The following is a 23,277-nucleotide window of genomic DNA, read 5'->3' on the forward strand; positions in this document are numbered from 1 at the left end:
GTGATAGTGGAATCGGTGACGTAAATACTTCAACCTATTGATCTCCGGCCTGCCTCCCTTATTGGTTGAGGATCGCGGCCGTCTGCTGCGGTGCAGCCAAAAGAATCGCTGTATCGCGTGTTCTCGGATGAGCAGTGGCCGATTGCCAGGTCGCGGCCCCGGTGCTGGTTTCAGATCCACTTTTCCCGGGATCGGCCACGGGCCTTCGTGGCCCCGGCCTGAGATGGCGCTCGAGGATCGTGCGGCGGGCGCACCGTTGTGGAGCACTAGTTCGCCTTGGCCAAGTAGTGGCGTGGGCAGGCCACCCGGTACGACAAGCTCACACTCCGCTACCACGCCGCCATCACCTTGTGCGCCATTCGCGCCTGGCTACGAGTATAAGGAAGACACGCCCTAGACGATCTCCACGGGATGCGCCTCGTGGGCCGCCCGTCCGGGCAGCTCGGCGGCGACCTGCTGGAATGCATAGCGGAGCCAGGCATTGGCCGGGTCCGTGCTGCGCATTGGATGCCAGTAGAGCGCCTCGACCACGGAGATCTCGTGTTGCGGGGCGAGCTCCACCATTGTCACCGGCGGGTCGGGGCGCATCCGGACCGCCAGCATCCGCGGTACCAGTGCCACGAGATCAGTGCCGGCGACCAATGCCGGAATGGATTGCCACCCCGAGACCCGTGCTACGACTGTGGGTCGCTGACCACGGTCCTGGAAGAACCGGTCGGGTGGGGTGAGGACCCCAGGGCCAAAGGTGCCGGCCACATGTGGCGCGGCTGCGATGTCCGCCGTCCCCAGTCGAGGTCTGGACAGCAGGTCGTTCCTGGAATCCATCACCACGACGAAGTCGTCCCGGAAGACTTGCCTGCTTTCCCCACCGAACCCGTAGCCCATGGGACCCACCAGGATGTCCACCCCGGCAAAAGAGTCGGTGCGGTGGCCCAGACCCGTCGTCGGGATAAACTCAACAGACACTCCGGACGCCTGTTGCGCCATCAATCGCCTCAAAGGTCGAAGTAGCACGGTGATGGCGTAGTCCGAGGCGGCGACCACGAACCGCCGGTCACTGTTACCCGGATCGAAGTCCGAGCTCAGGTGCATGGCTTCCTGAACCTCGGCAAGCGCCTGGTTGACCCTCGGTGCCAACGCCTGTGCGAAGGGCGTGAGGACGTATTCACGGCCGGAGCGCACCAGGAGCTCATCGTTGAAGTGCCGCCGCAGCCGGGCCAGCGCTCCGCTCATGGACGGTTGGGTCAGGTGGACCCGTTCCGCTGCATGGGAGACATTGCGCAATTCCAGCAGGGCCTGCAGTTGCGGCAACAGATTGAGATCGACGTCCTTCATGGACGCAGTCTAGGCTCCGGCCCCAGTCCGAGATCGGCGGCATTTCCGGACAGGACCGCGGCTTCCGCGGCCTGTCCCAGGCCGGCGTCCAGCACCTCCTGAACGGGCCGCTCCGATCCCATGTCGAAGGGGAAGTCTGATCCCAGCAGAACTCGATCGGCACCGGCGGCAGACACGAGCGCGGCGAGCTGGCCGGCGTCGTGCGTCAAGGAGTCGAACCACAGGCGCCGCAGGTAGTGGGAGGGCGGGTGCTGGCATCCGCGGGCCTCAGGCCGGACCGCCCAGGCCCGGTCCGAGCGGCCGATGGCAGCCGGGAGGTAACCGCCCCCATGGGCGGCGATGACGATCAGGTCGGGATACCGGTCGAGGACACCCGAGAAGATCAGGTGGGACAGGGCCACGGCATTCTCCGCCGGCTGGGACACGGTGTTCGCCAGGTAAAACCGGTCCAGCCGTTCGTCGAGCGAGCAGCCGAAGGGGTGCAGGAACACCACGGCACCAAGCTCCCGCGCCGCGGCCCAGAACGGTTCTAGTGACGGGTCGGAGAGCTCGACGGTCCCGTGTTGTCCACCGCCAACTCCTGGACCGTAGGAACCGATCTCCACACCCCGCAGGCCGCATTCGACCACGGCATGCCGCAGGGTCTCGACCATCCGGGAGGGATGCTGCAGCGGTGACAGCCCGAGACCGGAGAGACGCTGCGGATCCTGTGCCACGAGGTCACGGATCTCCTCATTGGCACGTCGGGCCACGCTGACGGCGTGATCCGGTGCCAGAAAGGGGTAGTAGTGGGACGGGGAGGGAGAGACCACCTGGTGGTCTACCGCGGCCGCGTCCATCGCAGCCAGCCGGGCCGGCAGGTCCGTGAGAAGGCCCCAGCGTTCGCGGATCATGGCACCGGAGGCGGCCTGCGAATCTGCACCGTTGCGCCGCAATTCCAGGTCTTGGGCTTCCTGCCAGCCTTCCGGGTCGATTCCGGCAACGAGTTCTTGCAGCTGAGGGAGCAGGACGTGCGCGTGGACGTCGACGACCGGACCACTCATACCGGCACCGAGACCGTCTCGGCCACCGTGCGCATCAAACCGGGGATATCGGCGTCCCGGTTGTGCTCCAGCATCCACTGGCCCAGCTGTACCGACGATTCGACCACGATCTTCGCCCGTCCATACCGGCGCTCCCTGAAGCGGGTGGCCAAATCGTCGTCATAGTGATCGGCCCGGGTCAGTTCGTCGGCGAGGACGGCAGCGTCTTCGATGGCCATGGCTGCGCCTTGGGCGATGGTCGGAGGGCAACTATGGACGGCATCACCGATCAGCACAATACGGCCTCGATGCCACGGCCCACCCACCAGGTGTGAGGTGAACTGCGTGTAATGGATGGGGCTCTGCTCGGTGATTGATTCCCGGATCTCGTTCCAGGGCCCGCCGTAGTGTCCCGCCAACTCACGCATGATGGCCGGGCCGTCGTCCAGGTCCCGCTCCCGGCCGTCCTCCAACAGGTAGGCGTACATGGTCCCCTCACCCGTTGGGCAGTACCCGGCGAGGTAGGTGTGCCCGCCGTAGATGAGGTCCGTGCGGGTGACCTCGGCCGGTCGTGGCACGAAGGCGCGCCATGCGCCGAGTCCTGTCCGTTGGGGGCCCTCCGTGATGCCGATCGCGTCTCGCACGGCCGAGTGCAGCCCGTCAGCACCAACCACCAGATCGTAGCTGTAGCGCTCCCCGGCATCGGTGATCACGGTGGCGTTGCGCTTGGAGGTGTCCGCAGCAACCACCTTCTGCCCGTACCGGATCCGCACGCCGGCCAGAAGCGCACGCTCGCGGACAACGCCCGCCAGGTCCGGACGGAAGATGCCCAAGGTCGCCGGCAGGTCCGGTCCACCGGTGAGGGCATCCGGGATGACGGCCAGCACCGTGGCCTCCGGGTCGGGTGCTCGCATACCGAGCTCGCTGAAGGAGAATCCCTTCGACTGGAGTTGGGACCATAAGCCGAGCTCGCGCAGGACGCGGAGGGCATTGCCTTGCAGCGTCAATCCCGACCCCAGAGTGGCGGGCCCCTCCGCCCTCTCCAGGATCTCGACATCGAATCCGGCATCGGCGAGGAAGACGGACAGGGTGAGTCCGCCGGCTCCCGATCCGACGATTCCAACGGTGCGTGCAGCAGGCATGGTGTTCTCCATTCGTGACAGTGATTCCAGAGCTGATTCAGGCCCCCTTCGGGCCTGGTCAGAGGAGCGCGATCGGGTTCAGGGGTGACCCGACGGCCCCGGTGATGGGCAGGGGCGCGGCGGTGAGGAGGAATTCGTAGCGGGACTCGGCCGCGCAATGTGCGGCCAGACCCTCCAGGTTCCACATCTCGCCGATAAACAGACCCATGTTGGGGATGACGACCTGGTGGAGAGGCTGGAAGGCACTTTCGAACTCATTGGGCCGGACCTCGAAGCCCCAGGTGTCCGTGGCGACGGCCGCCACCTCACGTTCGTGGAGCCAGGGGGCGGTAGTGAAGGACAGCCCGGGCGCGGGCCCGCCGGCGTAAGTGCCCCAGCCTTCGCGGAGGCTCCGTCCGTACTGACCTGTGCGGATCAAGAGGATGTCCCCGCGCCCCACGGAGGCCGTGATGCCCTGCCGTTCCATAGTTGCTTCGATGTGCTCAAAGGTGATTGCGAATCCGTCGGGAAGTTCCGGCTCGTCGCAACCCAGATCTTCGGCCAGGGCCCGGCCGACGTCGAGCAGCACACCGCGGCTGACGAACTGGTCAACCGTGGTTTCGATACCGGTGAAGTGGTCACCGTCGGAGGTGACCACCTGACCGGCCCGGCGACCGTTCCACGCCTTACCGCGATCGAAGATGTGACCCAGCCCGTCCCACTGGGTGGAACATTGCAGCGGCATCGCGATGATGTCGTCCGCACCGCCAAGCCCATGGGGGAAGCCCTGATTCCCGTACTCGGCATCAGTGCCCGTGTCCAGCATGGTGTGCACGGGGTTGGTCCGGCGCCGCCAGCCCCGCTGTGGACCGTCCATGTTGAAGGGCTGAGCCAGGGAGAACGTCCGCCCCGTCTGAACCAGGCGGGCGGCCTCCAATCGTTTGGCGTCGTCGATGAAGTTCAATGTCCCCAGGACATCGTCCTCTCCCCATCGACCCCAGTTCCTGCACCGGTCGGCCATGTCCGCAATGCTGCCGGCGGGGTCATGGGGATCCATGGTGCCTCCTCTATCCAGGGCCCAGCGGCCGAAAGTGATGCTGATCACCACTGTGCCGAGTCCTGCCGATCGCCGAAAGGCAGTCGCATAGATGCCAGATATAGGAGCCGTCAATACTGACCGGTCATCGAGCCAGGAGGGACTGGAAGCTAGGTGTACTCAGCCATCACGTTGGTGACAGTCGACTGATGGGCGGGCGCCAGCCGAGTGCGCTGTGACCTCGTTCAGTGTTGTAGTACTCCAGCCAGGGGGCAAGGGCGGCCTGACGGGTTGCGTTGGAGGTGAAGACCTGGCGGTAGGCCCACTCGGTGGCCAGGGTGCGGTTAAAGCGCTCCACCTTGCCGTTCTGCCATGGGCAGTGCGGTCGGATGAACCTATGTCGGGCCCCGATCTCCGCGATCGCAGCGCGCACATCGGTGGAGCGCCGGTATGACCAGTGATTGTCAGTGATAACTCGCTCGATGTTGGCGATGCCATGGGCGGCGAAGTACGCCGCAGCACGCAGGATGAACGCCCCGCAGGTGGCACCCTTCTCATCGGGCAGTACTTCCCAGTAGGCCAGGCGGGAGTGGTCATCGACCATGGAGTGCACGAAGTCATAGCCGGACCGAGCCCTCTTCTGGGCCGAGGTCCTGCCCATCATGCGGCCAGGGGCCCGCCAACCACCCCCGTCCGGGATCTTCCCGAGCTTCTTCACGTCCACGTGCACCAGCTCTCCCGGGCGGGCGCATTCGTAGCGCACCGCGGTGGTCTTCGAGGCCCGAATGGGCTCCCCGGTCATCGGATCGCAGGCCCGCAGATAGGGGACTTGGTGCCGGACCAGGATGCGAGAGATCGTCCGGGCGGGCACCCCGGTCAGCGGGGCCAGCACCGCCGGTCCGGCCCGGTGCTCCCACCGGGCAGCCAAGACCCGATCCTCGATCTGGTCGGGGGGGGGTCTTGGTGGGCATCGTGTGCGGCCTGGAGGACCGATCTTGAAGGCCGCCCTCACCCTCGGTGGCATAGCGGCCGATCCACTTGTACACGCACTTGCGGGAAACCCCCATCGCGGCGGCGATATGCGGGGGTTTCCAACCGTGCTGGTGACGCTGGATGATCAATCGGCGGCCATGGACGGTCAGCCGAGCATTACGGTGAGACACGGGAGCCTCCTGTGTGCTGGTGCAACCTTCGACAAGCCACACCTCACCGGGAGTCTCCCCTCACGTCAACCCCGAAACACCGTCACCAACCTCATGGCTGGATACAGCTAGGGCTGAGAACTAGACCCGAGACCGGAAGGCGGGGGCTGGCGCCGGGGCTGGACATCATGCCCCATTGAATCAGCCGGCGGCCGGTGCCGTGAGTCCGTTGACCATGGCGTCGATCCGCTGCGGGGACATGGCATGGTGGATGGCCAGCATGCTGGCGCCGAGGACACCGGCGTCCAGTCCGGAGCCCGATTGGACGATCTGCAGGTGCTGTGTGGCCAGTGGGACGGTCCGGGAGTACACCGCCTCGCGGATGCCCGCGATGAAGTGTTCGCCGGTCAGGGTCATGGAGCCGCCGATCACGATCACGGACGGATTGATGAGGCTGATGCAGGCCGAGAGGACCTCGCCGACGTCCCGCCCCGCCTGCCGCACCGCATGGACCGCCTCGGTGTGACCGGCTTGAACCAGACGCACCACGTCCTCACCCGTGTGGGCGTCCAGTCCCTGCGCACGCAGCTGCGCGGCCACGGCCGGTCCGGAGGCCACGGCCTCCAGGCAGTCCAGGTTGCCGCAGTGACAGGGGACGCCGCCGCCGCGATGCACGCGGATGTGACCGATGTCCCCGGCCACGCCGTCCGCTCCGCGTTGCAGCCGTCCACTGGCGACGATGCCGGCTCCGATGCCCGTGGCCACCTTCACGAACATCAGATCATCCACGTGCGGCCAGGCGACGTTGCGCTCCCCGAGCGCCATGATGTTGACGTCGTTGTCCACCAGGACGGGCACGTGGAAGTGGTCCTGCAGGAATCCGGGCACGTCGAAGCCGTTCTAGCCGGGCATGATCGGCGGGTTGATGGGCCGGCCGGTGCGGTGCTCCACGGGGCCGGGGACACCGATGCCGATCGCCAGCAGGTCGCCCGTGGTGCGCTCCGATTCACCGAGCAGTCCGGTGGCAAGTTCGACGACGGCCTGCAGCACCGCCTCGGGGCCCTGGGCCACCGCGATGGTGCGGGTGGCCTCCCGGAGGCGGTGGCCGGCGAGGTCCGTCACGGCCAGCCGCAGGTGGGACGCGCCGATGTCCACACCGAGAACCACCTTGCTGCCCGCCTGCAGGGCGATGCGTGAGGACGGACGACCTCCGGTGGAGACCGCCTCGTCGACATAGCCGACCAGGCCCAGCTCCATCAGGGCCTCGATGCGGAGGGTCACGGTGGAGCGGGACAGTCCCATGCGATCCGCCAGCTCGGTCCTGGTGCGGGGATTTCCGTCCCGCAGGATCTGGAACAGTTCGCTGGCGCCCGAGCCGCCGGATCCGTCCAGGCCATCGAACCTGCTTATGTCGTTCATCGACTCATTACAGCACACGTCTCGACGCAACAGCCCACTGGTCCCCCCTCCGCGCGGATCACCCTAGACCTTGAGTGGCTTGGCCGTGGCCCGGCGTTCGTTGCGGACGGCGAAGCGCTGCTGCAGGAGGACGGCCACCACGATGATGAGGCCCTTGGCCAGCGCCTGGACAGAGGTGTCCATGTTGTTCTGCGTGAACACGTTGGTCAGCGTGCTGAAGATCAGCACGCCGAGCACGGTGCCGACGATGGTGCCGCGGCCACCGATGAGCAGGGTGCCGCCCACCACGACGGCGGCGATCGCGTCCAGCTCGTAGAGCAGGCCATGCGTGGAGGTGCCGGCCGTCGTGCGGCCCATCATCATGAGCCCGGCGATGCCGGCCGCCAGCCCGGCCAGGACATACAGGTAGACGAGGTGACGCTTGACCTTGACCCCGGCCAGGCGCGAGGCCTCGAGGTTGCCACCGATCGCGACGGTACGGCGGCCGAACGTCGTGCGATTGAGCAGGAACCAGCCGGCCACGGCCACCAGGGCGAAGATCCAGACCAGCACGGGGACGCCCAGGAAGTCGGCGCGCATGAAGTCCAGGAAGTCGCCGTTGTTCACGATCAACGTCCGGCGCCCGGAGATGAGCTCCGCGAGTCCACGCGCGGCCACCAGCATGGCCAGGGTGGCGATGAAGGCCACCACGTTGCCGTAGGCGATGATCACGCCGTTCACGAGTCCGGCGATCCCGCCCACCAGGAGCGCCACCAGCACCATCACCAGCCACGTGGACTGAGTGGCGGCCAGCTGGACACTCGTCAGGCTGGCCACCACGGTGGTCAGGCCCATCACCGAGCCGACGGACAGATCGATGCCGCCGGCCGTGATCACGAAGGTGATGCCGATGCTGATCACGCCGATGATCGAGGCATGGCGCAGGATGGTGAGGATGTTCTCGACCGCCAGGAACCGATCGCCGCTGGTGAGGACACCGACGGCGACGAGCGCGAGCAGGGCGATGACGAGGCCCAGGCTGCGCGCGCCGGAGCCATGGAGGAGATTCCGTCCCGGAGACGTGCCGCCGGGGGCGCTGTGGCTGGAAGCCGGGGCCGGAGGCCGTTCGGCCACGGGTGTCTTCTGCTCGCTCACGCGGCACTTCCCTTCATGACGAGGTCGAGCACTCCGTGCTCGTCGATTTCGTTGGCGTCGGACTCCGCGAGGACGCGCCCGTCGTCGATGACGAGCACGCGGTCCGCCAGGCCGAGGACTTCCTCGATCTCACTGGAGATCACGATGATGGCGGTGCCGTCCGCGGCCAGCCGCCGGATGAGCGAGTAGATCTCCGCCCGGGCGCCGACGTCCACGCCACGGGTCGGCTCGTCCAGCAGAAGCACGGGGGTGCCGTGCACCAGCCACCGGGCCAGGAGGATCTTCTGCTGGTTGCCGCCGGACAGCGTCCGTGCCGGGCGATCGGGATCGGCCGGACGTAGCTCCAGGGCGTCGATCTGCTCCCGTGCCGCCTGGCGCTCTGCCGACTCGTTGAGCAGGCCAGCGCGGGCGAAGCGCGCGAAGGTGGACAGGGTCACGTTCCGGTAGAGCGGCTCGTCCAGGATGAGCCCCTGGCTCTTGCGCTCCTCGGGGGACAAACCGATGCCGGCGCCCACGGCCGCGCTGACCGAGCCGGGCGTGAGCCTCCGGCCGTTCACCCTGACGCGTCCCGCGGTCGCCTTCCGGGCTCCGTAGATGGTCTCGATGATCTCCGAGCGCTGTGAACCGACCAGTCCGGCAAGACCGAGGATCTCGCCGGCGCGGACCGTGAGGCTGACCGGCTCGAAGTGGCCCTCCAACTCGAGGCCGTCCACCTCGAGCGCCACGGGAGCATCTGCCGCGACGGGCGTCCGCGGCGGGAACACGTTGGCGACCTCACGGCCGGTCATGAGCCTGATCAGCTCGGCCTTCGGGGTCTCGGTGACGTGAAGGCCGTTCGCGGTGCTGCGGCCGTCCTTGATGACGGAGATGCGGTCCCCGATCTGACGGATCTCCTCCAAGCGGTGTGAGATATAGACGACGGCGATGCCCTCGTCCGTGAGTTCGCGGATCACGCGGAACAGGTTCTGGACCTCGCCGGAGTCCAGGATGGCACTGGGCTCATCCATGATGATCAGCTTGGTGTCGCGGGAGAGCGCACGGGCCATGCTGACGATCTGCTGATTCGCGGCGGAGAGGGAGCCAACCTCCCGCGAGGGCGAGAGGCTGCCGTGGCCCAGCCGCTGCAGGAGGGCCCGCGCGGCCGCGTTGGACCGCTTCACGTGCAGCACGCCCCCGGTCGCCTGCTCATGGCCGAGGAAGATGTTCTCCGCGATGGTCAGTCCGGCGACCACGTCCAGTTCCTGGTACATCGTGGCGATGCCGAGCTCGAGCGCCGCAGCAGGACTGCCGAGCTCGACCGCGCGCCCCTCCCAGCGGATCTCGCCCTCGTCCGGTCGGTGCACGCCGGAAAGTGTCTTGATGAGGGTGGACTTGCCGGCCCCGTTCTGACCCATGACGCAGTGGACCTCGCCAGCACGCACGTCCAGGTCCACTCCCTTGAGTGCCTGGACGGCGGCGAAGCGCTTGGAGATTCCCCGCACCTCCAGCAGTGGCGAGGGCTGATCCTGTTCCGACATGTGATGAAACTAACACATTACGTCGATCTTCGGTACAAGAGCGTCGATTTCTGCCGATCTTCTGTTATTGTGACTCGCATCACGTCGATGAGCCGTCTTTCGGAAGCAGGCTCCACCCGACGAAGACGCACCCACTCATCGAGGAGACAGACATGCTCGCAACTCGTACCGGACGGTCAATGCTCGTCACCACCGGCGCCCTCCTGGCGGTCGGTGCACTCGTCACCGGCTGCTCATCGGGATCCAGCGGTGACGGCACCCAGCCCACCAACGCCTCGGTGGAAGGCAACACCGAGGAAGGCGAGACCGTGGTCGTGGGCTTCTCCGGTCCAGCGGCAGACCACGGCTGGCTCGGAGCCATCAACGCCGCCGCCACCGCCGAGGCGGAACAGTACGGTGACATCGATTTCCGCGTGGCGGAGGGCACCAACGACGCCAATCTGCAGATCAGCCAGGTCGAGGGGTTCATCAACGACGGCGTGGACGCCATCGTCCTCCTCCCCACCGACGGCGCGGCCCTCACGGCCGTCGCCACCAAGGCTATGGAGGCCGGGATCCCGGTGGTCAATGTGGACCGCGAGTTCTCCAGCCCCGCAGCGGCCCGCACCACGATCCTCGGCGACAACTACGGCATGGGCCAGAGCGCCGGCAACTACATCTGCGAGCAGATGAGTGACACGCCGGACGCTGTCGTCGCGGAGGTCGCCGGTATCGACTCCCTGCCGCTGACCCAGGACCGCAGCCAGGGCTTCGCCGACGCCCTCGAGTCCTGTGGCCTCGACGTCGACAACCGCGTCGCCGCCGACTTCACGGTCCAGGGCGGCGAGGCCGCCACATCCCAGCTGCTCGCGGCCGCCCCGGAGATCGATGCCCTCTGGAATCACGACGACGATCAGGGCATCGGCGTCCTGTCCGCTATCGACAACGCCGGCCGTGATGAGTTCATCATGGTCGGTGGCGGCGGCTCGGCCAACGCCATGCGGGAGATCCAATCCGGTGAGAGCGTCCTCCAGGCCACGGTGATCTACCCGTCCACCCAGGCGGCCGACGGCGTCCGGCTGGCCCGGTTGATCGCCCAGGACAAGGCCATGAGCGACCTCGTGGAGGTGGAGGTCCCCAAGCGGATCGTCCTCAACGCCCCGGTGGTCACCAGCGAGAACGTCGAGGAATACCTTCCCACCGCGTTCGAGTCGTAGAGCCCCGGTGCGGGGCGGGACGTTCCCTGGCCGAACGTCCCGCTCCACTTCCCCGCCCTCAACCAGTTGACACCCCCCTCTCAGGAGACACCATGCCGCACCCCGCACCGCCCCTGAGGATCGCCCTGATCGGGCACGGCTTCATGGGAGCCGCCCATTCGCAGGGCTGGCGGGTGGCACCCCGGTTCTTCGATTTGTCCGCCCGGCCGGAGATGACGTTGTTGGTGGGCCGCCACGCCGCTGGTGCCGAGGCCGCCGCCGCCCGGTGGGGGTGGGCGGAGACCGCCACGGACTGGCGGGCCGCCGTCGAGCGGGAGGACATCGACGTGGTGGACATCGTGACCCCCGGCGGCTCCCACGCCGAGATGGCCATCGCCGCGCTGGAGGCCGGCAAGCACGTGTTGTGCGAGAAGCCGCTCGCGAACACCCTCGAAGAAGCCGCGGCGATGGCCGAGGCCGCGGAACGGACCGGGGCGAACGTCTTCGCCATGGTCGGGTTCACCTACCGCCGGGTGCCCGCAGCGGCCTTCGCCCGTGACCTCGTCCGATCCGGTGCGATCGGCGAGGTCCGCCAGGTCCGCGCCGCCTACCTGCAGGACTGGCTGTACGACGCCGAGGCTCCCCTGACGTGGCGGCTCCAGCAGGAGCATGCCGGCTCCGGCGCGCTCGGTGACCTGGGCGCCCATGCCGTCGACCTGTCCCAGTTCATCACCGGCCAGAAGGTGGCCGGCGTGAGCGGCATCCTGAAGACGTTCGTCCAGGACCGTCCCCTCCCGGACTCGCCGTCGGAGCGCGGCCGGGTGTCCGTGGACGACGCCGCGCTGTTCACCGCCCGTTTCGACGGCGGCGCCATCGGCTCCTTCGAGGCCACCCGCATGGCCACCGGACGCAAGAACTCCCTGCGCATCGAGGTCTCCGGATCCTGCGGAGCGATCGCGTTCGACCTGGAGAACTACAACTCTCTGGGCTTCTACGACGCGACCGCCCCTGGCACCCGCCAGGGCTTCACCGACATCATGGTCACGGAGCCAGAGCATCCCTATATGTCCGCCTGGTGGCCCACCGGTCACGCGCTCGGCTATGAGCACGGCTTCGTGCACCAGGCCCGGGACTTCGTCGAGGCCGTCACCGCGGGCCGGCAGCCGGAGCCGTCCTTCGCCGACGGCTACCAGGTGCAGCGCGTCCTGGACGGCGTCCAGCGCAGCGCGGAGCACGGCAGCACGTGGACGGCTACCGGCCAACTGCAGGGCTGCCGCACCACCGAGCTGCAACACTGAAACCCGCACCGAAGGAGCAACCGGATGGCACGCGACTACACCCTGTTCACCGGCCAATGGGTCGATCTGCCCCTGGAGGAGGTCGCCCGACTGGCAGCCGGCTGGGGCTATGACGGGTTGGAGATCGCCGTCTCCGGCGGACACCTGGACGCCTGGCGTTGGGACGACGACGAGTACATCGCCGAACGTCTCAGCATTCTGGAGCGGCACGGGTTGGGCGTCTGGGCCATCTCGAACCACCTGACCGGCCAGGCGGTCTGCGACGACCCCATCGACTTCCGTCATCAGGCGATCGTCGGCGACCGCGTGTGGGGGGACGGCGACCCGGAGGGGGTCCGCCAACGGGCGGCCGAGGAGCTCAAGAACACCGCCCGGCTGGCACGGCGGCTGGGAGTGGACACCGTCGTCGGGTTCACCGGGTCCTCGATCTGGCAGTACCTGACCCTGTTCCCACCCGTGCCGGGGGAGGTCATCGAGGCGGGCTATCGGGACTTCGCGGACCGGTGGAACCCCATCCTGGATGTCTTCGACGAGTGCGGGGTGCGGTTCGCCCATGAGGTGCATCCGACCGAGATCGCCTATGACCACTGGTCCACGGTCAAGACGCTGGAAGCCGTGGGTCACCGTGAGGCGTTCGGTCTGAACTGGGATCCGAGCCACATGGTGTGGCAGGGAATCGACACGGTGGCGTTCATCTCCGACTTCGCCGACCGGATCTACCACGTGGACTGCAAGGACACGCGCCTGCGGATGGGCAACGGCCGCAACGGCGTGCTCGGCTCACACCTGCCGTGGGGCGATCCGCGGCGCGGCTGGGACTTCGTCTCGGTCGGACGCGGCGATGTGCCCTGGGAGGACGCGTTCCGTGCCCTGACGGCCATCGGCTACGACGGCCCGATCTCGATCGAATGGGAGGACGCCGGGATGGACCGGCTGCACGGTGCGCCGGAGGCCCTTGAAGTACTGAGGAAGCTGGACTTCCCCCCACCGTCCGCGTCCTTCGACGCGGCGTTCACGCAGAGTTGAGGGCAGACCCGGCTGCCGCACGGGTCATCGTCCGTGCGGGGCGTCGGGATTCGACGGCGAGGTGCGGCGCCAGTGCACCACGAGCTCCTTGGTCCTCACGATGCGCAGCGCCGTCACCAACGCGATGCCGCCGATGATGTTGAACAGCAGGGTGTAGCCGAACCAGCCCAGCCACTGCCAGACGGAGATGTCGGCCCCGGACTGCAGGGCGCCGAAGATCAGCAGGGAATCCAGGATCGAGTGGAAGAGCTGGAGTCCAGCCAGCAGGAATCCCCCGGCCACCGCGGCGATCACTCTGACCACTTCCGAGGTCGCGCCCTTCTGCATCCGCGTCATCAACGTCATGGTGCTTCCGCCCAGGAGGGCGAGGCAGACGGTCTGCAGCGAGAAGGGCGCGTCGACGAAGTGATGGGCGGACTCCGCGATGAGCGCGTGCCACTCGGGGAACGCCTGCGTGACCAGCCACATGATGATCCACCCGCCGACCAGGTTGCTCACGAGCGTCCCAGCCCACAGTTTGGCCAATTTCCAGATGCTCGCCTGGCGGGTGACCAGACCCACCACGGGCATCAGGAAGTCTTCCGTGAACAGCGCGCTGTGCGCCAGCAGCACGGCAATCAGCCCCACACTGAAGGCCAGGCCCGCGAGCAGGTGACTGTCCGTCTCATGCAGGACCGCCAGGTAGGCCATCACGCCCAACCCGACTTCCATGCCACCGAACAGGCCGGTGATGATCACGGCACGGAAGGATCGGTGCAGCCGTTCGGCGCCCTCCTCCACCGTGCTCTCGAAGGCCTCCTGCAAGTGCTGCTCCACCGGAAACTCATTGTCGCCGAGCTCCCTGCGCCGTTCCTCGCTCATCCGCGCTCCCTGACGTGCCTGCTCCCCGTGGTGACTCCTCGCGGAAGGTGCTGCACTTCAGCGTAGCCCGGCCGGCTCACTGATCTGCAGCGCCGATCCGCAGTACCGGCTTGATGGTCTTGCCGGACTTGGAATCGGCGAAGGCCTGATCCACCTGGTCGAAGTCATAGAACCGGACCAGCTCGTCGAACGGGAACCGGCCCTGTTGATACAGCGCGATCAGGGCGGGGATCAGGTCCTGAGAGGTGCCGGACCCGCCCAGGGTGCCCACCACGTGCTTGCCCCACAGGGTCCGCTGGTGGTCCAGGCTGAACCGGGCCTGGGCCGGCGCTCCGCCGATCAGGATCAGCGTGCCGAGCATCCCGATCGCCTCGGCGGCCTCCTCGATCACGGCGACCACCCCCGTGCACTCCACGGCGTAGTCCGCCGGACCGCCGCAAATCTCCAGGATCCGCTCCAGGGCGTGCTCCCGCCCGGAGTTGATGACATGGGTGGCGCCGTATCGGCTGGCCAGGTCCAGCCGGGAGTCGTGCAGGTCGATGGCGATGATCGTGGTGGCCCGGGTGTTCCGGGCCGCCATGACCGCTGCGAGTCCCACAGCCCCCGCACCGTAGATCACCACGGACTCCCCGGCGGCGGGACGGGCGGTGTTCAGGATGGCGCCCGCACCGGTGGTGATGCCGCAGGCGAGCACGCCCACCAGCTCCAGTGGGACCTCGGGATCCACCGTCACGAGGGCGTTCGCGTTGGCCAGTGCGTAGGTCGCGAAGGAGGACTGGCCGAAGAAGTGCCCGGACAGCGTGGATCCATCCGCACGGGAATACGCGGAGGTTCCGGCCCGCGGGCCGAGGAACCGCTGACCGCTGGCCACGGCGGGACCGAGCAGGTCGCAGTAGCGGTGTTCGCCGCGGCGGCAGTTCCGGCAGTGGCCGCAGTAGGGCCAGCCCATGATGACGTGGTCGCCCACCGCCACGGTGGTGACCCCCTCACCGAGCGCTTCCACCACCCCCGAGCCCTCGTGTCCGAGCACGCCGGGCAGCGGCAGGGGCATGTCCCCGGCCTGGGTGATGGCGTCCGTGTGGCACACCCCGGAGGCCACCACCCGCACCAGCACCTCTCCGGGGCCCGGCTGCTCGAGCTCGAGCTCCTCCCGGACGAACGGGGCGTTCTTCTCCTCGACAACCAGTGCTTCGATCTTCACAGTGGCCTCCTAAGCCATGATCAGGGCGGGCTGATACCCGTCCGGGCGTTTCCGGTAGACCCGGGCCGGCCGGCCCAGTCCGTTGCCGCCCGGCGGCACGGCCCGCTCCTCCAGTGCCTCGAGGAGCGGCTCCATGGTCCGCCGGAAGGTGTCCTTCTGATGGACGGCTCCCGCCACGGCGTCATGCGCCTGGCGCAGCTGGGTCATGGTGAATTGGGAGTCCAGCAGGTTCCACGGGTCCGGGGCCTGCCCGTACTCCCAGCGCACCATCCTCACGGCCCACGCGATGATCTCGTCGTGGCTGAAGGGCAGGCCCTGCACCTGGGACACCGGCCGCAGCTGGCCGTGGCCGTGCCGCAGTCCCAGGTCGAGCGCGGACAACGGCAGCACGTCCAGGTGGGTGACGGTGAGGACCCAGCCGCGTTCGTCCCGTCCGGGATCGTCGAAGACGTGAAGCTGCCGCGGCGAGCGGCCCTGGATGTGCATCCGCGTGTCCAGGCATCGCAGCACCGCGTCACCCAGCCGCTCGCGTTCGCGCAGCATGGTGCCGGGCAGCATCCACTCCCCCGCGTGGCTGCCCTGGTCCCGCTTCCGCAGGACCACGTTCAGTTCACCGTCGGCCACGGTCAGGAGCACGACGTCGGCCGCCACGGACGGGCGGGGATAGGCCAGCAAGTCATCGCGTTCCGGGGACATGCCACCCAATCTATCCAGCCCGGAGGCGGGCCCCGCATCAGACGAACAGAGCGGCAGCGTCACGGACGAACTCCTCGCCCGTGCGGAAGGTGGTGTCCCAGATCTTCAGCGCATCGGCCACCGGCTCCTGCATGGTCGCGCGGCTGAAGCCCTCCACGCCGTACCGCCCGGCATAGCCCAGGGCCTGAACCTCCTCCAGGATTCGGAGCAGGTCCAGGGACCCGGTGGAGAGCAGCCCGCGGGAGGACTGCCCGAACTCCAGGTAACCGAGGTGGGGCAGCGCCAGGGACACGGCGCCGATCAGGTCCGGTTCCTCGATGGCCAGGTGGAAGGTGTCCAGGTGGATCTTCAGGTTCCTCGACCCGGAGAGTTTCACGAACCGCACGGCCTGAGCCGCCGTGTTCAGCACGGAGGTCTCGTACCGGTTGACCACCTCGAACGTCATCAGGATCCCGGCGGCGGCGGCCTCATCGGCCACGTCGCCCACCAGTTGCGCCGTGTTGGCGAGGGCTTCGTCAGCGGGCCGAGCGGTGGTGTCCCCGTGGACGCCGTACGGCACCCCGTTGAGCTGGTCCCCGCCCATTCGCCCCGTCATGTCCACGAACCGGCGCAGCTGCTCGAATCCGCGCCGGCGCACGGTCGGCTCGTCAGATATGACGTTCGCCTCCGGGGACTGGACGGCCATCGTGATGGGGGCCAGGCCGGCGTCGCGAATCCGCTGGCCGAGGGACTCGATCCCGCGGCTGGAGGGGTCCAGTGGGCCCAGCACCACACGACGGTAGCCGGCGTCCTTCAGGACCGGAAGCGAGCGGGTGAACTCCTCGCTGAAGGGGTCCGTGGTGAAGGCCGCGCTCTGACAGGCCAGGTCCACCCGCACCTCAGAACTCCGGGAGCTCGAAGCGGTGCTTGAACACCGAGTAGCCGTCGTCCACGTTCACCACGGTGCCGTTCATGGCGTTGGACTCCTCGGAGAACAGGAAGGCCACCACGTTCGCGATCTCCTCCGGCTCGGTCATCGTGTTGCGCAGCTGCTCGGAGGCGAACAGGTCCCGCAGGTGCTGGGGGAACTGCTGGATGATCGCGGTGTTGGCGCGGCCCGGGGTGATCGCCAGCACGCGGGTGCCGTGCTCGGCCAACTCATAGGCGGCCGAGCGGGTGAAGGAGATGACGGCGGCCTTGGCGGCGCTGTAGGTGAAGGACAGCTCGGCTGCCTGCTCGCCGTAGATGGAGGAGGTGTTGACGATGACCCCGCCACCGCCCTGCTTCACGAACTGCCGTGCCGCGGCCAGGATGCCGTAGTAGACGCCGTCCTGGTCGATCCGGATCATCGGGTGGTAGTCCCGCTCGGGTTCGTGGTCCAGCAGCGGCTTGCCGCCGGCGATCCCCGCGTTGTTGAAGATGCCGTCCAGGCGTCCGAAGGCGTCCACGGCGGACTGCACCGCACGCTCGACGGCGGCGAAGTCCGAGACGTCGACGTCCACGGCGTGCGCCGTGCCTCCGGCCGCCGCCACCTCGTCGGCCACCGACTGCGCGCCGGCGAGATTCAGGTCCGCCACGACCACCGTGGCCCCCTTCTCCGCACAGCGGCGCACGGTGGCGCGGCCGATGCCGCTCGCTCCGCCGGTGATGAGCAGGACTTTGTCCGTCAGGGTGGTCATGGATACTCCTTGGGTCGAAGGGGACATCGGTCAGAACATGCCGTGCGAGAGGGCCAGAGCCCCGCCGTCCACGGCCAGCACGGCGCCGGTGACGAAGGAGTTGCCGGGGGCCACGAGGAAGAGCATCGGGGCCTGAATCTCGGCCAGAGTGCCCATCCGGGCCAGGGGGATGGTCTCCTCCCACATCCGCTCCCCCGCCTCGTCCAGCACGGCGTCCCCGCCGATCCGGGTCCCCTTGAAGGGACCGGGGGCGATCACGTTGACACGGATCCCCCGCGGCGCGAGTTCCAGGGCGGCCTGCCGGGCGAGATTGATGATCCCGGCCTTGGTGGCGCCATAGGCGTAGGAGACCATCGGATCGGTGCGCAACCCGGCGGTGGAGGAGGTCACCAGGATCCGGCCGTGGTCCGGCAGCACACGGGCGGCGGCCCGGACGGTCTCGAAGGTGCCGTTGAGGTTGGTGGCCACCACGTCCCGCCATTCTTCATCCGAGTAGCGGCCGATGGCCCCGCCCTCCGTGCGGTAACTGCCGCCGCCGGCGATGCCGGCATTGGCCACCACCACCGTCGGACGGCCCACCTCTGCCACGACCCGCTCCAGCACCTCGTCGACGGCGCCCGGCGCGGCCAGGTCGGCGGCATAGGCGTGGGCTGTGCCCCCGGTGGCGGCGATCGCGTCCCTGACCTCGTCCAGCCGGCGCTGGTCCCGGCCGAGCAGGGCGACGGTCGCGCCGGCGTCGGCGTAGATCTCCGCCGCCGCGCGGCCGATGCCGCTCGAGGCCCCGGTGACCACGACGATGTCGTCCCGCATCGAGAACAGGTCCAGTAACCGCGCGTTGCCGGCCGAGATGCTGGGGTCGGTGGTGGTCTCACTCATCGGCCACCTCACATCTTCGGTTCGTAGGTGGCCACGTTGGTGCGGTCGATGAGTTCGGCCTCGACCTCCACGAAGTTCTCGGCGGGAAGCTCTCCGGTCTCCCGGTAGGCCTCCACGCTCTCGACCGTCATGTCCACGACCTGGGACCAGTCCTGCAACACCGATGCGTAGAAGGGGCCTTCCTTCTCGATCTCCGCCGCAGCGGCACCGAGGGCGTCCACACCGGTCACGTAGATGTCCTCCTGACCGGACTCGTTGATGGCCTGGACGGCGCCGAGCGCTGCGTGGTCCCATCCGGTCCAGATGCCATCCAGCCCGTCCGGATTGGCCTGCAGGTAGTCGGTGACGAACTTCAGGGTCTCCTCCTGCGAGGTACCCGGGTTCAGCACCTGCTTCATCTCGCCGCCGGCGATGGTGGCCCCGGCGGCCTCGAGCTCGTCAACGGCGATGTTGCTGCGGGTCATGATGCCGACGTGCGGATCGTGGCCGATCACCATGACCTCTTTGCCCTCGAGCCCGCCCATGGCCTCGTCGAGCGCGCTGATGCCCAGATCGGCGATCTGTTGCTGGTCGAACGTGATGTCCTGGACGAAGTCCTCATTGGGTTCCACACCACCGTCGATCGAGAAGATCGGGATGTCCGAACCTTCCGCGGCGTTGACCAGGGGGGCGATCTGGCGGGGGTCCGGGAAACCGGCCACGATGACGTCGGTCCCCTGGGTGATGGCCGACTGCATGTCCGTGTTGATCTTGTCGTAATCGAAGTCCGAGGTGTACAGGGTGATGTCCCAGCCCTGTTCCTTGCCCTTCTCGACGAGTTCGTCGAGGGACTCCTTCCCGGCGGGCGTGCCGTAGCCGGCGGTGAAGGCGGCGACCTTGAAGGGCTCGCCCTCTCCGTCTCCGGAGCCGGTTCCGGCGTCTCCTGAACATCCGGTCAGGGCCAGCAGTCCGACAACGGCCAGGCCTGCGGTGAGCTTCAGTGGTGTGCGCATGATCTTCTCCCTGGGGAAGGTGCCGCCAAGGGCGGCCGTGGGGTGAGTGGACGGGGATGTCCGGAGGTGCGGGGAGCCCGCGGTGCTACGAGTGTTTGGACTTGAAGGAGGACAACAGGACGGCCCCGACGATGATGACGCCGGTCAGGACTTGCTGGACGTAGGTATTGACGCCCACGATGTTCAGGCCGTTCTGCAGGACGCCGATGATGCCCACGCCCACGAGCGTGCCGCCGAGGTTGGCTTGACCGGAGTTGGCGATGGTCATTCCCAGGAAGACGGCCGCCACGGCGAGCATCATGTAGTCATTGGCGCTGGTGGCGCTGGCACTGGAGAGCCGGCTGACCAGCACGATCCCGCCGAGCCCTGACGCCAGGCCGGCGAGGGCGAAGGCCCAGAACACATTCCGGCGGACGCTGACGCCGGAGAGCCGGGCCACCTCGGCGTTGCCACCGACGGCGTACCAACGGCGGCCGATGGTGGTGTACCGCAGTACCACCCAGACCACGAGGGCAACGGCGGCCGCGAAGAGGATCGGCATGGGCAGGCCCAGGGGGCGAGCCTGCCCGATCCAGAAGAAGGACTCGGGCATGCCGTAGAGAGTCGTGCCGTCCGTGACGATGAAGGCCAGACCGCCCACGGTGGTCATGGTCGCCAGCGTGGCCACGATCGCGGAGATCTTGAGGTAGGCCACGAGCAGCCCGTTGATCATGCCGACCACCAGCCCGGCCGCCAGCCCCAGCAGGATGGCCACCGGTACCGGGAGCCCGGAGAGCATCAGCGCCGAGGCGGTGGCTCCCGACAGGGTGGCCGTGGTGCCCACCGAGAGATCGAAGTGGCCGGTCACCATGACCATGGTCTGGGCGGCGGCGATGATCGTCAGGATGGCCACCTGGGCCAGGACGTTCGTCAGATTCCCCAGGCTGAGGAAGGCGGTGGGGTTCAGCACTCCGAAGATCAGGATGAGTGCGATCAAGGCGATGATGGTGCCGCCCTGCCAGACCATCTGAACCAGGGGTGGGCGCTTCTCCGCCAGCGGGGGCGCGGCCGAAGCCTCAGGGACGGTTGCGGTGGCCATCTCAGCCACTCCTTCCATAGCAGTATGAGAGTAGGACTTCCTCGTCCGCACCCTCGGCGGGCATCTCGCCGGAGATCCGGCCTTCGTGCATGATGAGGATCCGGTCGGACAGTCCGATGAGTTCGGGGAGTTCGGAACTGACGGCGATCACCGTGGTTCCCTGCGCGGCCAATTGCCGGATCAACCGGTAGATCTCCGCCTTGGTCCCGACATCGATCCCGCGGGTGGGTTCGTCCAGCAACAGCACGTGGGGGTCACGCGCGAGCATCTTGGCCAACACGACTTTCTGTTGGTTGCCGCCGGAGAGCAGCCCCACGGCCTGCCGGGGGCTTTGGGCTTTGATACGCAGCTCCTCCATCCCCTTCCGGGCCAGAGCGGTCACGCGGCGGGCGGACATCCAGCCGGCCGAGCTGACCTGGTCCAGGTTCGCCATGGCGATGTTGTCCTGGATGGACGCGCCGAGGGACACCCCTTGACTGCGGCGTTCCTCGGGGACCAGGACCATGCCGGCGTCCAGCACGGCACCGACGCCGCCGGACGCCGAGAGTTGTCTCCCCGCCACGGTGACGCTTCCCGAGACGTACTTCTGGTCACCGGCCAGCAGTCGCAGCAGCTCGCTCCGCCCGGACCCGGCGAGACCACCGACTCCGAGCACCTCTCCGGCATGCGCGGTGAACGAGACCTCCTGCACCCGGTTCCCGGTGAGGCAGTCCACCGTCACCACGGGGCGGTCCGTGGCCGTGCCGCGGCCGGGGTACATGTCCCCGGGGGCGCCCCCGACCATGGTGGAGATGACCTCGTCGATGGAGATATCCGCGACGTCCCGGGTGGTGATGGTGGAACCGTTGCGCATGATGGTCACCCGGTCGCACAGCTCGAAGACCTCCTCGAGCCGATGGGAGACGTAGACGATCCCCACCCCCTCCGCCCGCAAGGTGCGCAGCACGGAGAAGAGGTCCCTGATCTCGGTGTCCGTCAGAGACGCCGTGGGCTCATCAAGGATCAGGACGCGGGCATCGGCGGCGAGCGCCCGGGCGACGGCGACCATCGTCTGCTGCACCGGGGATAGCCTGCCGGCCAGTCGGCGCACCGGGATGCGCTGATTGAGCCGGTCGAGATGCCGTTGCGCCTCACGGCGCACCTCCGACCAGCGGAAGATCCCTGCCGAGCTCGGCGTCTGATCGCCCAACAGGATGTTCTCAGCCACGCTGATGGTCGGGATGATCGACAGCTCCTGGTAGAGCGCCACCACACCGGCGTGGTTGGCGTCACGGACCCCGGAGAAGTGCACGGCGGTGCCGTCGGACTCGATCGTGCCGGCGTCCGGTTGGTGCACCCCGGTGAGGACCTTGATCAGCGTCGACTTGCCGGCACCGTTCTCCCCCAGCAGGGCGTGGATCTCCCCCGGCCGGACCGCCAACCGCGCCTCGGTGAGGGCGGCCACGCCGTCGAAGTGCTTGGAGATGCCGGAGGCCCGCAGTGCCAGGCGCTCGGTCCCGACCTCGTCTCGCTGCTCCATCACCGGGGCGCTCATGTGTCCTCCGGCAGCCGGTTGCAGCGGATGACGACCTTCGGGAAGGTCCCACCCAGGTGCGTCTCGAAGGCCTCGGCGGCCTGTTCCAGGTCGAAGACCGACTGCAGGAAGGGCTCCACGTCCAGTTCCCCCAAGAGCCGCATGGCCCGCGGGAACGTGTACGGGGAGACGAAGACGCCGGTGAGCGTCAGTTCCTTGCGGTACAGGTAGTCGGAGAGGTTCAGCGGCAGCTCGTAGTCCTCCGGGTACATGGCCCCGTAGACCACGGTGCCCCCCGGAGCCGCGATGTCCAGCAGCCCCGCCACCGCGTGCCGGGAGCCGGAGGCATCGATCACGACGTCGAAGCCAGCCCCACCGGTGATCTCACGCGTCCGCTCCTCCAGGGACTCATCAGCGGGGTCGATCACGTGCAGTGCCCCGAAGCGCCGGGCGAGTTCGCGGCGCTCCGCGATCGGTTCGATGAGCGTGAGGGAGGTGGCCCCGTACCGTGCCATGAGCTGCAGGGCGAGCTGGCCGATGGGCCCGCCGCCGCAGATCGCCACGCGGTCCCCCGGGCGAACCCGGGCCTTGTCCGCGATCCGAACGGCCACGGAGGTCGGCTCCAGCAGGCATCCCTTGAGCAGGGAAATGTCCTCGGGGAGTTGGTAGACCTGGGATTCGTGCCAGACCACAGACCGGGCCATGCCGGGACGGTTGTAGTCGCCCAAGTGTTCGCAGAACTGCTGGCGCCCGTCCTGACACGGCTGGCAGGCCCCGCAGAAGCGGACGAAGTTGCCGGAGACACGATCCCCCACCCGCAGGTCGGTCCGGCGGACCTCTGGCCCCAGCTCGGCCACGACTCCGGAGATCTCGTGTCCGAGGCCGATCGGCACGTCCGTGCCGAAGAATCCCTCGGCCAGGTGCGGGTCGGAACCGCAGATCGCGGCATAGGCAACGGTGATGCGCACGTCCTGCGGCCCCACGGTGTCCGCCGGGAAGGTGACGACGCCGATGCTGCCGCGCTGGCCGGCGTCGGGGGCCCGCAGGCTGCCGATGCGGGTGACCGCGACGGTCTCGACGCCGCTCGGCGTTCCCTCGGAGGCGGCACTGACGGTGGTGGTGGTGCTGGTCATGCGGTGCTCCCCACGCTGGCGCCTTCGGCCGGGCGGCCCTCGGT

At 68.0% G+C, this 23,277-nt stretch carries 19 protein-coding genes and 2 pseudogenes; 3 read left to right on the forward strand and 18 right to left on the reverse strand.

Annotation, left to right across the window (positions count from 1 at the left end; genetic code table 11):
- Positions 1 to 393: 393 nt before the first annotated feature.
- The 8 genes and pseudogenes from RUH65_RS04460 to RUH65_RS04495 all read right to left on the reverse strand — a co-directional run bounded on the left by RUH65_RS04460 (position 394) and on the right by RUH65_RS04495 (position 9,726).
- A complete protein-coding gene (locus RUH65_RS04460) occupies positions 394 to 1,335 on the reverse strand; it encodes a LysR substrate-binding domain-containing protein (RefSeq protein WP_313816013.1) in 942 nt (313 codons plus the stop codon).
- A complete protein-coding gene (locus RUH65_RS04465) occupies positions 1,332 to 2,378 on the reverse strand; it encodes an amidohydrolase family protein (protein ID WP_313816015.1) in 1,047 nt (348 codons plus the stop codon). The genes RUH65_RS04460 and RUH65_RS04465 overlap by 4 nt, the downstream gene beginning before the upstream one ends.
- Positions 2,375 to 3,499, reverse strand: a complete 1,125-nt coding sequence (locus tag RUH65_RS04470; protein ID WP_313816016.1) for an FAD-dependent monooxygenase — start codon at positions 3,497 to 3,499, stop codon at positions 2,375 to 2,377. Before RUH65_RS04470 ends, RUH65_RS04465 begins: the two co-directional genes overlap by 4 nt.
- Before the next feature lie 58 nt (positions 3,500 to 3,557).
- Positions 3,558 to 4,535 carry a cyclase family protein gene (locus RUH65_RS04475; protein ID WP_313816017.1) on the reverse strand — a complete coding sequence of 326 codons (978 nt, stop codon included), beginning with the start codon at positions 4,533 to 4,535 and terminating at the stop codon, positions 3,558 to 3,560.
- 166 nt (positions 4,536 to 4,701) lie between these two features.
- A pseudogene (locus tag RUH65_RS04480) lies at positions 4,702 to 5,677 on the reverse strand (IS481 family transposase).
- Between the two features lie 180 nt (positions 5,678 to 5,857).
- Positions 5,858 to 7,075, reverse strand: a pseudogene (locus RUH65_RS04485) (ROK family protein).
- Between the two features lie 63 nt (positions 7,076 to 7,138).
- A complete protein-coding gene (locus RUH65_RS04490) occupies positions 7,139 to 8,209 on the reverse strand; it encodes an ABC transporter permease (RefSeq protein ID WP_313816018.1) in 1,071 nt (356 codons plus the stop codon).
- Positions 8,206 to 9,726 carry a sugar ABC transporter ATP-binding protein gene (locus RUH65_RS04495; RefSeq protein WP_313816019.1) on the reverse strand — a complete coding sequence of 507 codons (1,521 nt, stop codon included), beginning with the start codon at positions 9,724 to 9,726 and terminating at the stop codon, positions 8,206 to 8,208. Before RUH65_RS04495 ends, RUH65_RS04490 begins: the two co-directional genes overlap by 4 nt.
- 152 nt (positions 9,727 to 9,878) lie before the next feature.
- Here RUH65_RS04495 and RUH65_RS04500 point away from each other — a divergent pair, with 152 nt between their 5' ends.
- The 3 genes from RUH65_RS04500 (at position 9,879) to RUH65_RS04510 (ending at position 13,225) form a co-directional block, all read left to right on the forward strand.
- Positions 9,879 to 10,922 (forward strand): substrate-binding domain-containing protein, encoded by a 1,044-nt coding sequence (locus tag RUH65_RS04500; protein WP_313816020.1) that lies wholly within the window; start codon positions 9,879 to 9,881, stop codon positions 10,920 to 10,922.
- 92 nt (positions 10,923 to 11,014) lie between these two features.
- Positions 11,015 to 12,199, forward strand: a complete 1,185-nt coding sequence (locus RUH65_RS04505; protein ID WP_313816021.1) for a Gfo/Idh/MocA family oxidoreductase — start codon at positions 11,015 to 11,017, stop codon at positions 12,197 to 12,199.
- Positions 12,200 to 12,223: 24 nt separating this feature from the next.
- Positions 12,224 to 13,225: a sugar phosphate isomerase/epimerase family protein gene (locus tag RUH65_RS04510; RefSeq protein WP_313816022.1), complete on the forward strand. Its 1,002-nt coding sequence runs from the start codon at positions 12,224 to 12,226 to the stop codon at positions 13,223 to 13,225.
- A gap of 24 nt (positions 13,226 to 13,249) precedes the next feature.
- Here RUH65_RS04510 and RUH65_RS04515 read toward each other — a convergent pair whose 3' ends face one another.
- The 10 genes from RUH65_RS04515 to RUH65_RS04560 form a co-directional block, all read right to left on the reverse strand.
- A complete protein-coding gene (locus RUH65_RS04515) occupies positions 13,250 to 14,086 on the reverse strand; it encodes a formate/nitrite transporter family protein (protein ID WP_313816023.1) in 837 nt (278 codons plus the stop codon).
- A gap of 76 nt (positions 14,087 to 14,162) precedes the next feature.
- The gene (locus RUH65_RS04520) at positions 14,163 to 15,287 is read right to left on the reverse strand and encodes an NAD(P)-dependent alcohol dehydrogenase (protein ID WP_313816024.1); all 1,125 of its coding nucleotides are present in this window, start codon (positions 15,285 to 15,287) and stop codon (positions 14,163 to 14,165) included.
- 9 nt (positions 15,288 to 15,296) lie between these two features.
- Entirely contained in the window at positions 15,297 to 15,983 is a 687-nt protein-coding gene (locus RUH65_RS04525; protein ID WP_313816026.1) for an NrtR DNA-binding winged helix domain-containing protein, read from the reverse strand.
- 37 nt (positions 15,984 to 16,020) lie between these two features.
- The gene (locus RUH65_RS04530) at positions 16,021 to 16,860 is read right to left on the reverse strand and encodes a sugar phosphate isomerase/epimerase family protein (RefSeq protein WP_313816028.1); all 840 of its coding nucleotides are present in this window, start codon (positions 16,858 to 16,860) and stop codon (positions 16,021 to 16,023) included.
- A gap of 1 nt (position 16,861) precedes the next feature.
- Positions 16,862 to 17,641: an SDR family NAD(P)-dependent oxidoreductase gene (locus tag RUH65_RS04535; protein ID WP_313816029.1), complete on the reverse strand. Its 780-nt coding sequence runs from the start codon at positions 17,639 to 17,641 to the stop codon at positions 16,862 to 16,864.
- 30 nt (positions 17,642 to 17,671) lie between these two features.
- On the reverse strand, positions 17,672 to 18,517 hold the full coding sequence (locus RUH65_RS04540; RefSeq protein WP_313816031.1) for an SDR family NAD(P)-dependent oxidoreductase: 846 nt from the start codon (positions 18,515 to 18,517) through the stop codon (positions 17,672 to 17,674).
- An 8-nt stretch (positions 18,518 to 18,525) separates the two neighbouring features.
- On the reverse strand, positions 18,526 to 19,509 hold the full coding sequence (locus tag RUH65_RS04545; RefSeq protein WP_313816032.1) for a sugar ABC transporter substrate-binding protein: 984 nt from the start codon (positions 19,507 to 19,509) through the stop codon (positions 18,526 to 18,528).
- An 85-nt stretch (positions 19,510 to 19,594) separates the two neighbouring features.
- Positions 19,595 to 20,587: an ABC transporter permease gene (locus RUH65_RS04550; RefSeq protein WP_313816033.1), complete on the reverse strand. Its 993-nt coding sequence runs from the start codon at positions 20,585 to 20,587 to the stop codon at positions 19,595 to 19,597.
- A 1-nt stretch (position 20,588) separates the two neighbouring features.
- A complete protein-coding gene (locus tag RUH65_RS04555; RefSeq protein WP_313816034.1) occupies positions 20,589 to 22,121 on the reverse strand; it encodes a sugar ABC transporter ATP-binding protein in 1,533 nt (510 codons plus the stop codon).
- Positions 22,118 to 23,233 (reverse strand): zinc-binding dehydrogenase, encoded by a 1,116-nt coding sequence (locus RUH65_RS04560; protein ID WP_313816035.1) that lies wholly within the window; start codon positions 23,231 to 23,233, stop codon positions 22,118 to 22,120. Before RUH65_RS04560 ends, RUH65_RS04555 begins: the two co-directional genes overlap by 4 nt.
- Positions 23,234 to 23,277 lie beyond the last annotated feature (44 nt).

It is taken from the genome of Citricoccus sp., assembly GCF_032154715.1.
Taxonomy (GTDB): domain Bacteria; phylum Actinomycetota; class Actinomycetes; order Actinomycetales; family Micrococcaceae; genus Citricoccus.

Excerpts from the sequence above, each read along its gene's own strand:
- RUH65_RS04460 (WP_313816013.1), bottom strand. The coding sequence starts at position 1,335 with ATGAAGGACGTCGATCTCAATCTGTTGCCGCAACTGCAGGCCCTGCTG.
- RUH65_RS04465 (WP_313816015.1), bottom strand. The coding sequence starts at position 2,378 with ATGAGTGGTCCGGTCGTCGACGTCCACGCGCACGTCCTGCTCCCTCAG.
- RUH65_RS04470 (WP_313816016.1), bottom strand. The coding sequence starts at position 3,499 with ATGCCTGCTGCACGCACCGTTGGAATCGTCGGATCGGGAGCCGGCGGA.
- RUH65_RS04475 (WP_313816017.1), bottom strand. The coding sequence starts at position 4,535 with ATGGATCCCCATGACCCCGCCGGCAGCATTGCGGACATGGCCGACCGG.
- RUH65_RS04495 (WP_313816019.1), bottom strand. The coding sequence starts at position 9,726 with ATGTCGGAACAGGATCAGCCCTCGCCACTGCTGGAGGTGCGGGGAATC.
- RUH65_RS04500 (WP_313816020.1), top strand. The coding sequence starts at position 9,879 with ATGCTCGCAACTCGTACCGGACGGTCAATGCTCGTCACCACCGGCGCC.
- RUH65_RS04505 (WP_313816021.1), top strand. The coding sequence starts at position 11,015 with ATGCCGCACCCCGCACCGCCCCTGAGGATCGCCCTGATCGGGCACGGC.
- RUH65_RS04510 (WP_313816022.1), top strand. The coding sequence starts at position 12,224 with ATGGCACGCGACTACACCCTGTTCACCGGCCAATGGGTCGATCTGCCC.
- RUH65_RS04515 (WP_313816023.1), bottom strand. The coding sequence starts at position 14,086 with ATGAGCGAGGAACGGCGCAGGGAGCTCGGCGACAATGAGTTTCCGGTG.
- RUH65_RS04525 (WP_313816026.1), bottom strand. The coding sequence starts at position 15,983 with ATGTCCCCGGAACGCGATGACTTGCTGGCCTATCCCCGCCCGTCCGTG.
- RUH65_RS04535 (WP_313816029.1), bottom strand. The coding sequence starts at position 17,641 with ATGACCACCCTGACGGACAAAGTCCTGCTCATCACCGGCGGAGCGAGC.
- RUH65_RS04540 (WP_313816031.1), bottom strand. The coding sequence starts at position 18,517 with ATGAGTGAGACCACCACCGACCCCAGCATCTCGGCCGGCAACGCGCGG.
- RUH65_RS04545 (WP_313816032.1), bottom strand. The coding sequence starts at position 19,509 with ATGCGCACACCACTGAAGCTCACCGCAGGCCTGGCCGTTGTCGGACTG.
- RUH65_RS04550 (WP_313816033.1), bottom strand. The coding sequence starts at position 20,587 with ATGGCCACCGCAACCGTCCCTGAGGCTTCGGCCGCGCCCCCGCTGGCG.
- RUH65_RS04555 (WP_313816034.1), bottom strand. The coding sequence starts at position 22,121 with ATGAGCGCCCCGGTGATGGAGCAGCGAGACGAGGTCGGGACCGAGCGC.
- RUH65_RS04560 (WP_313816035.1), bottom strand. The coding sequence starts at position 23,233 with ATGACCAGCACCACCACCACCGTCAGTGCCGCCTCCGAGGGAACGCCG.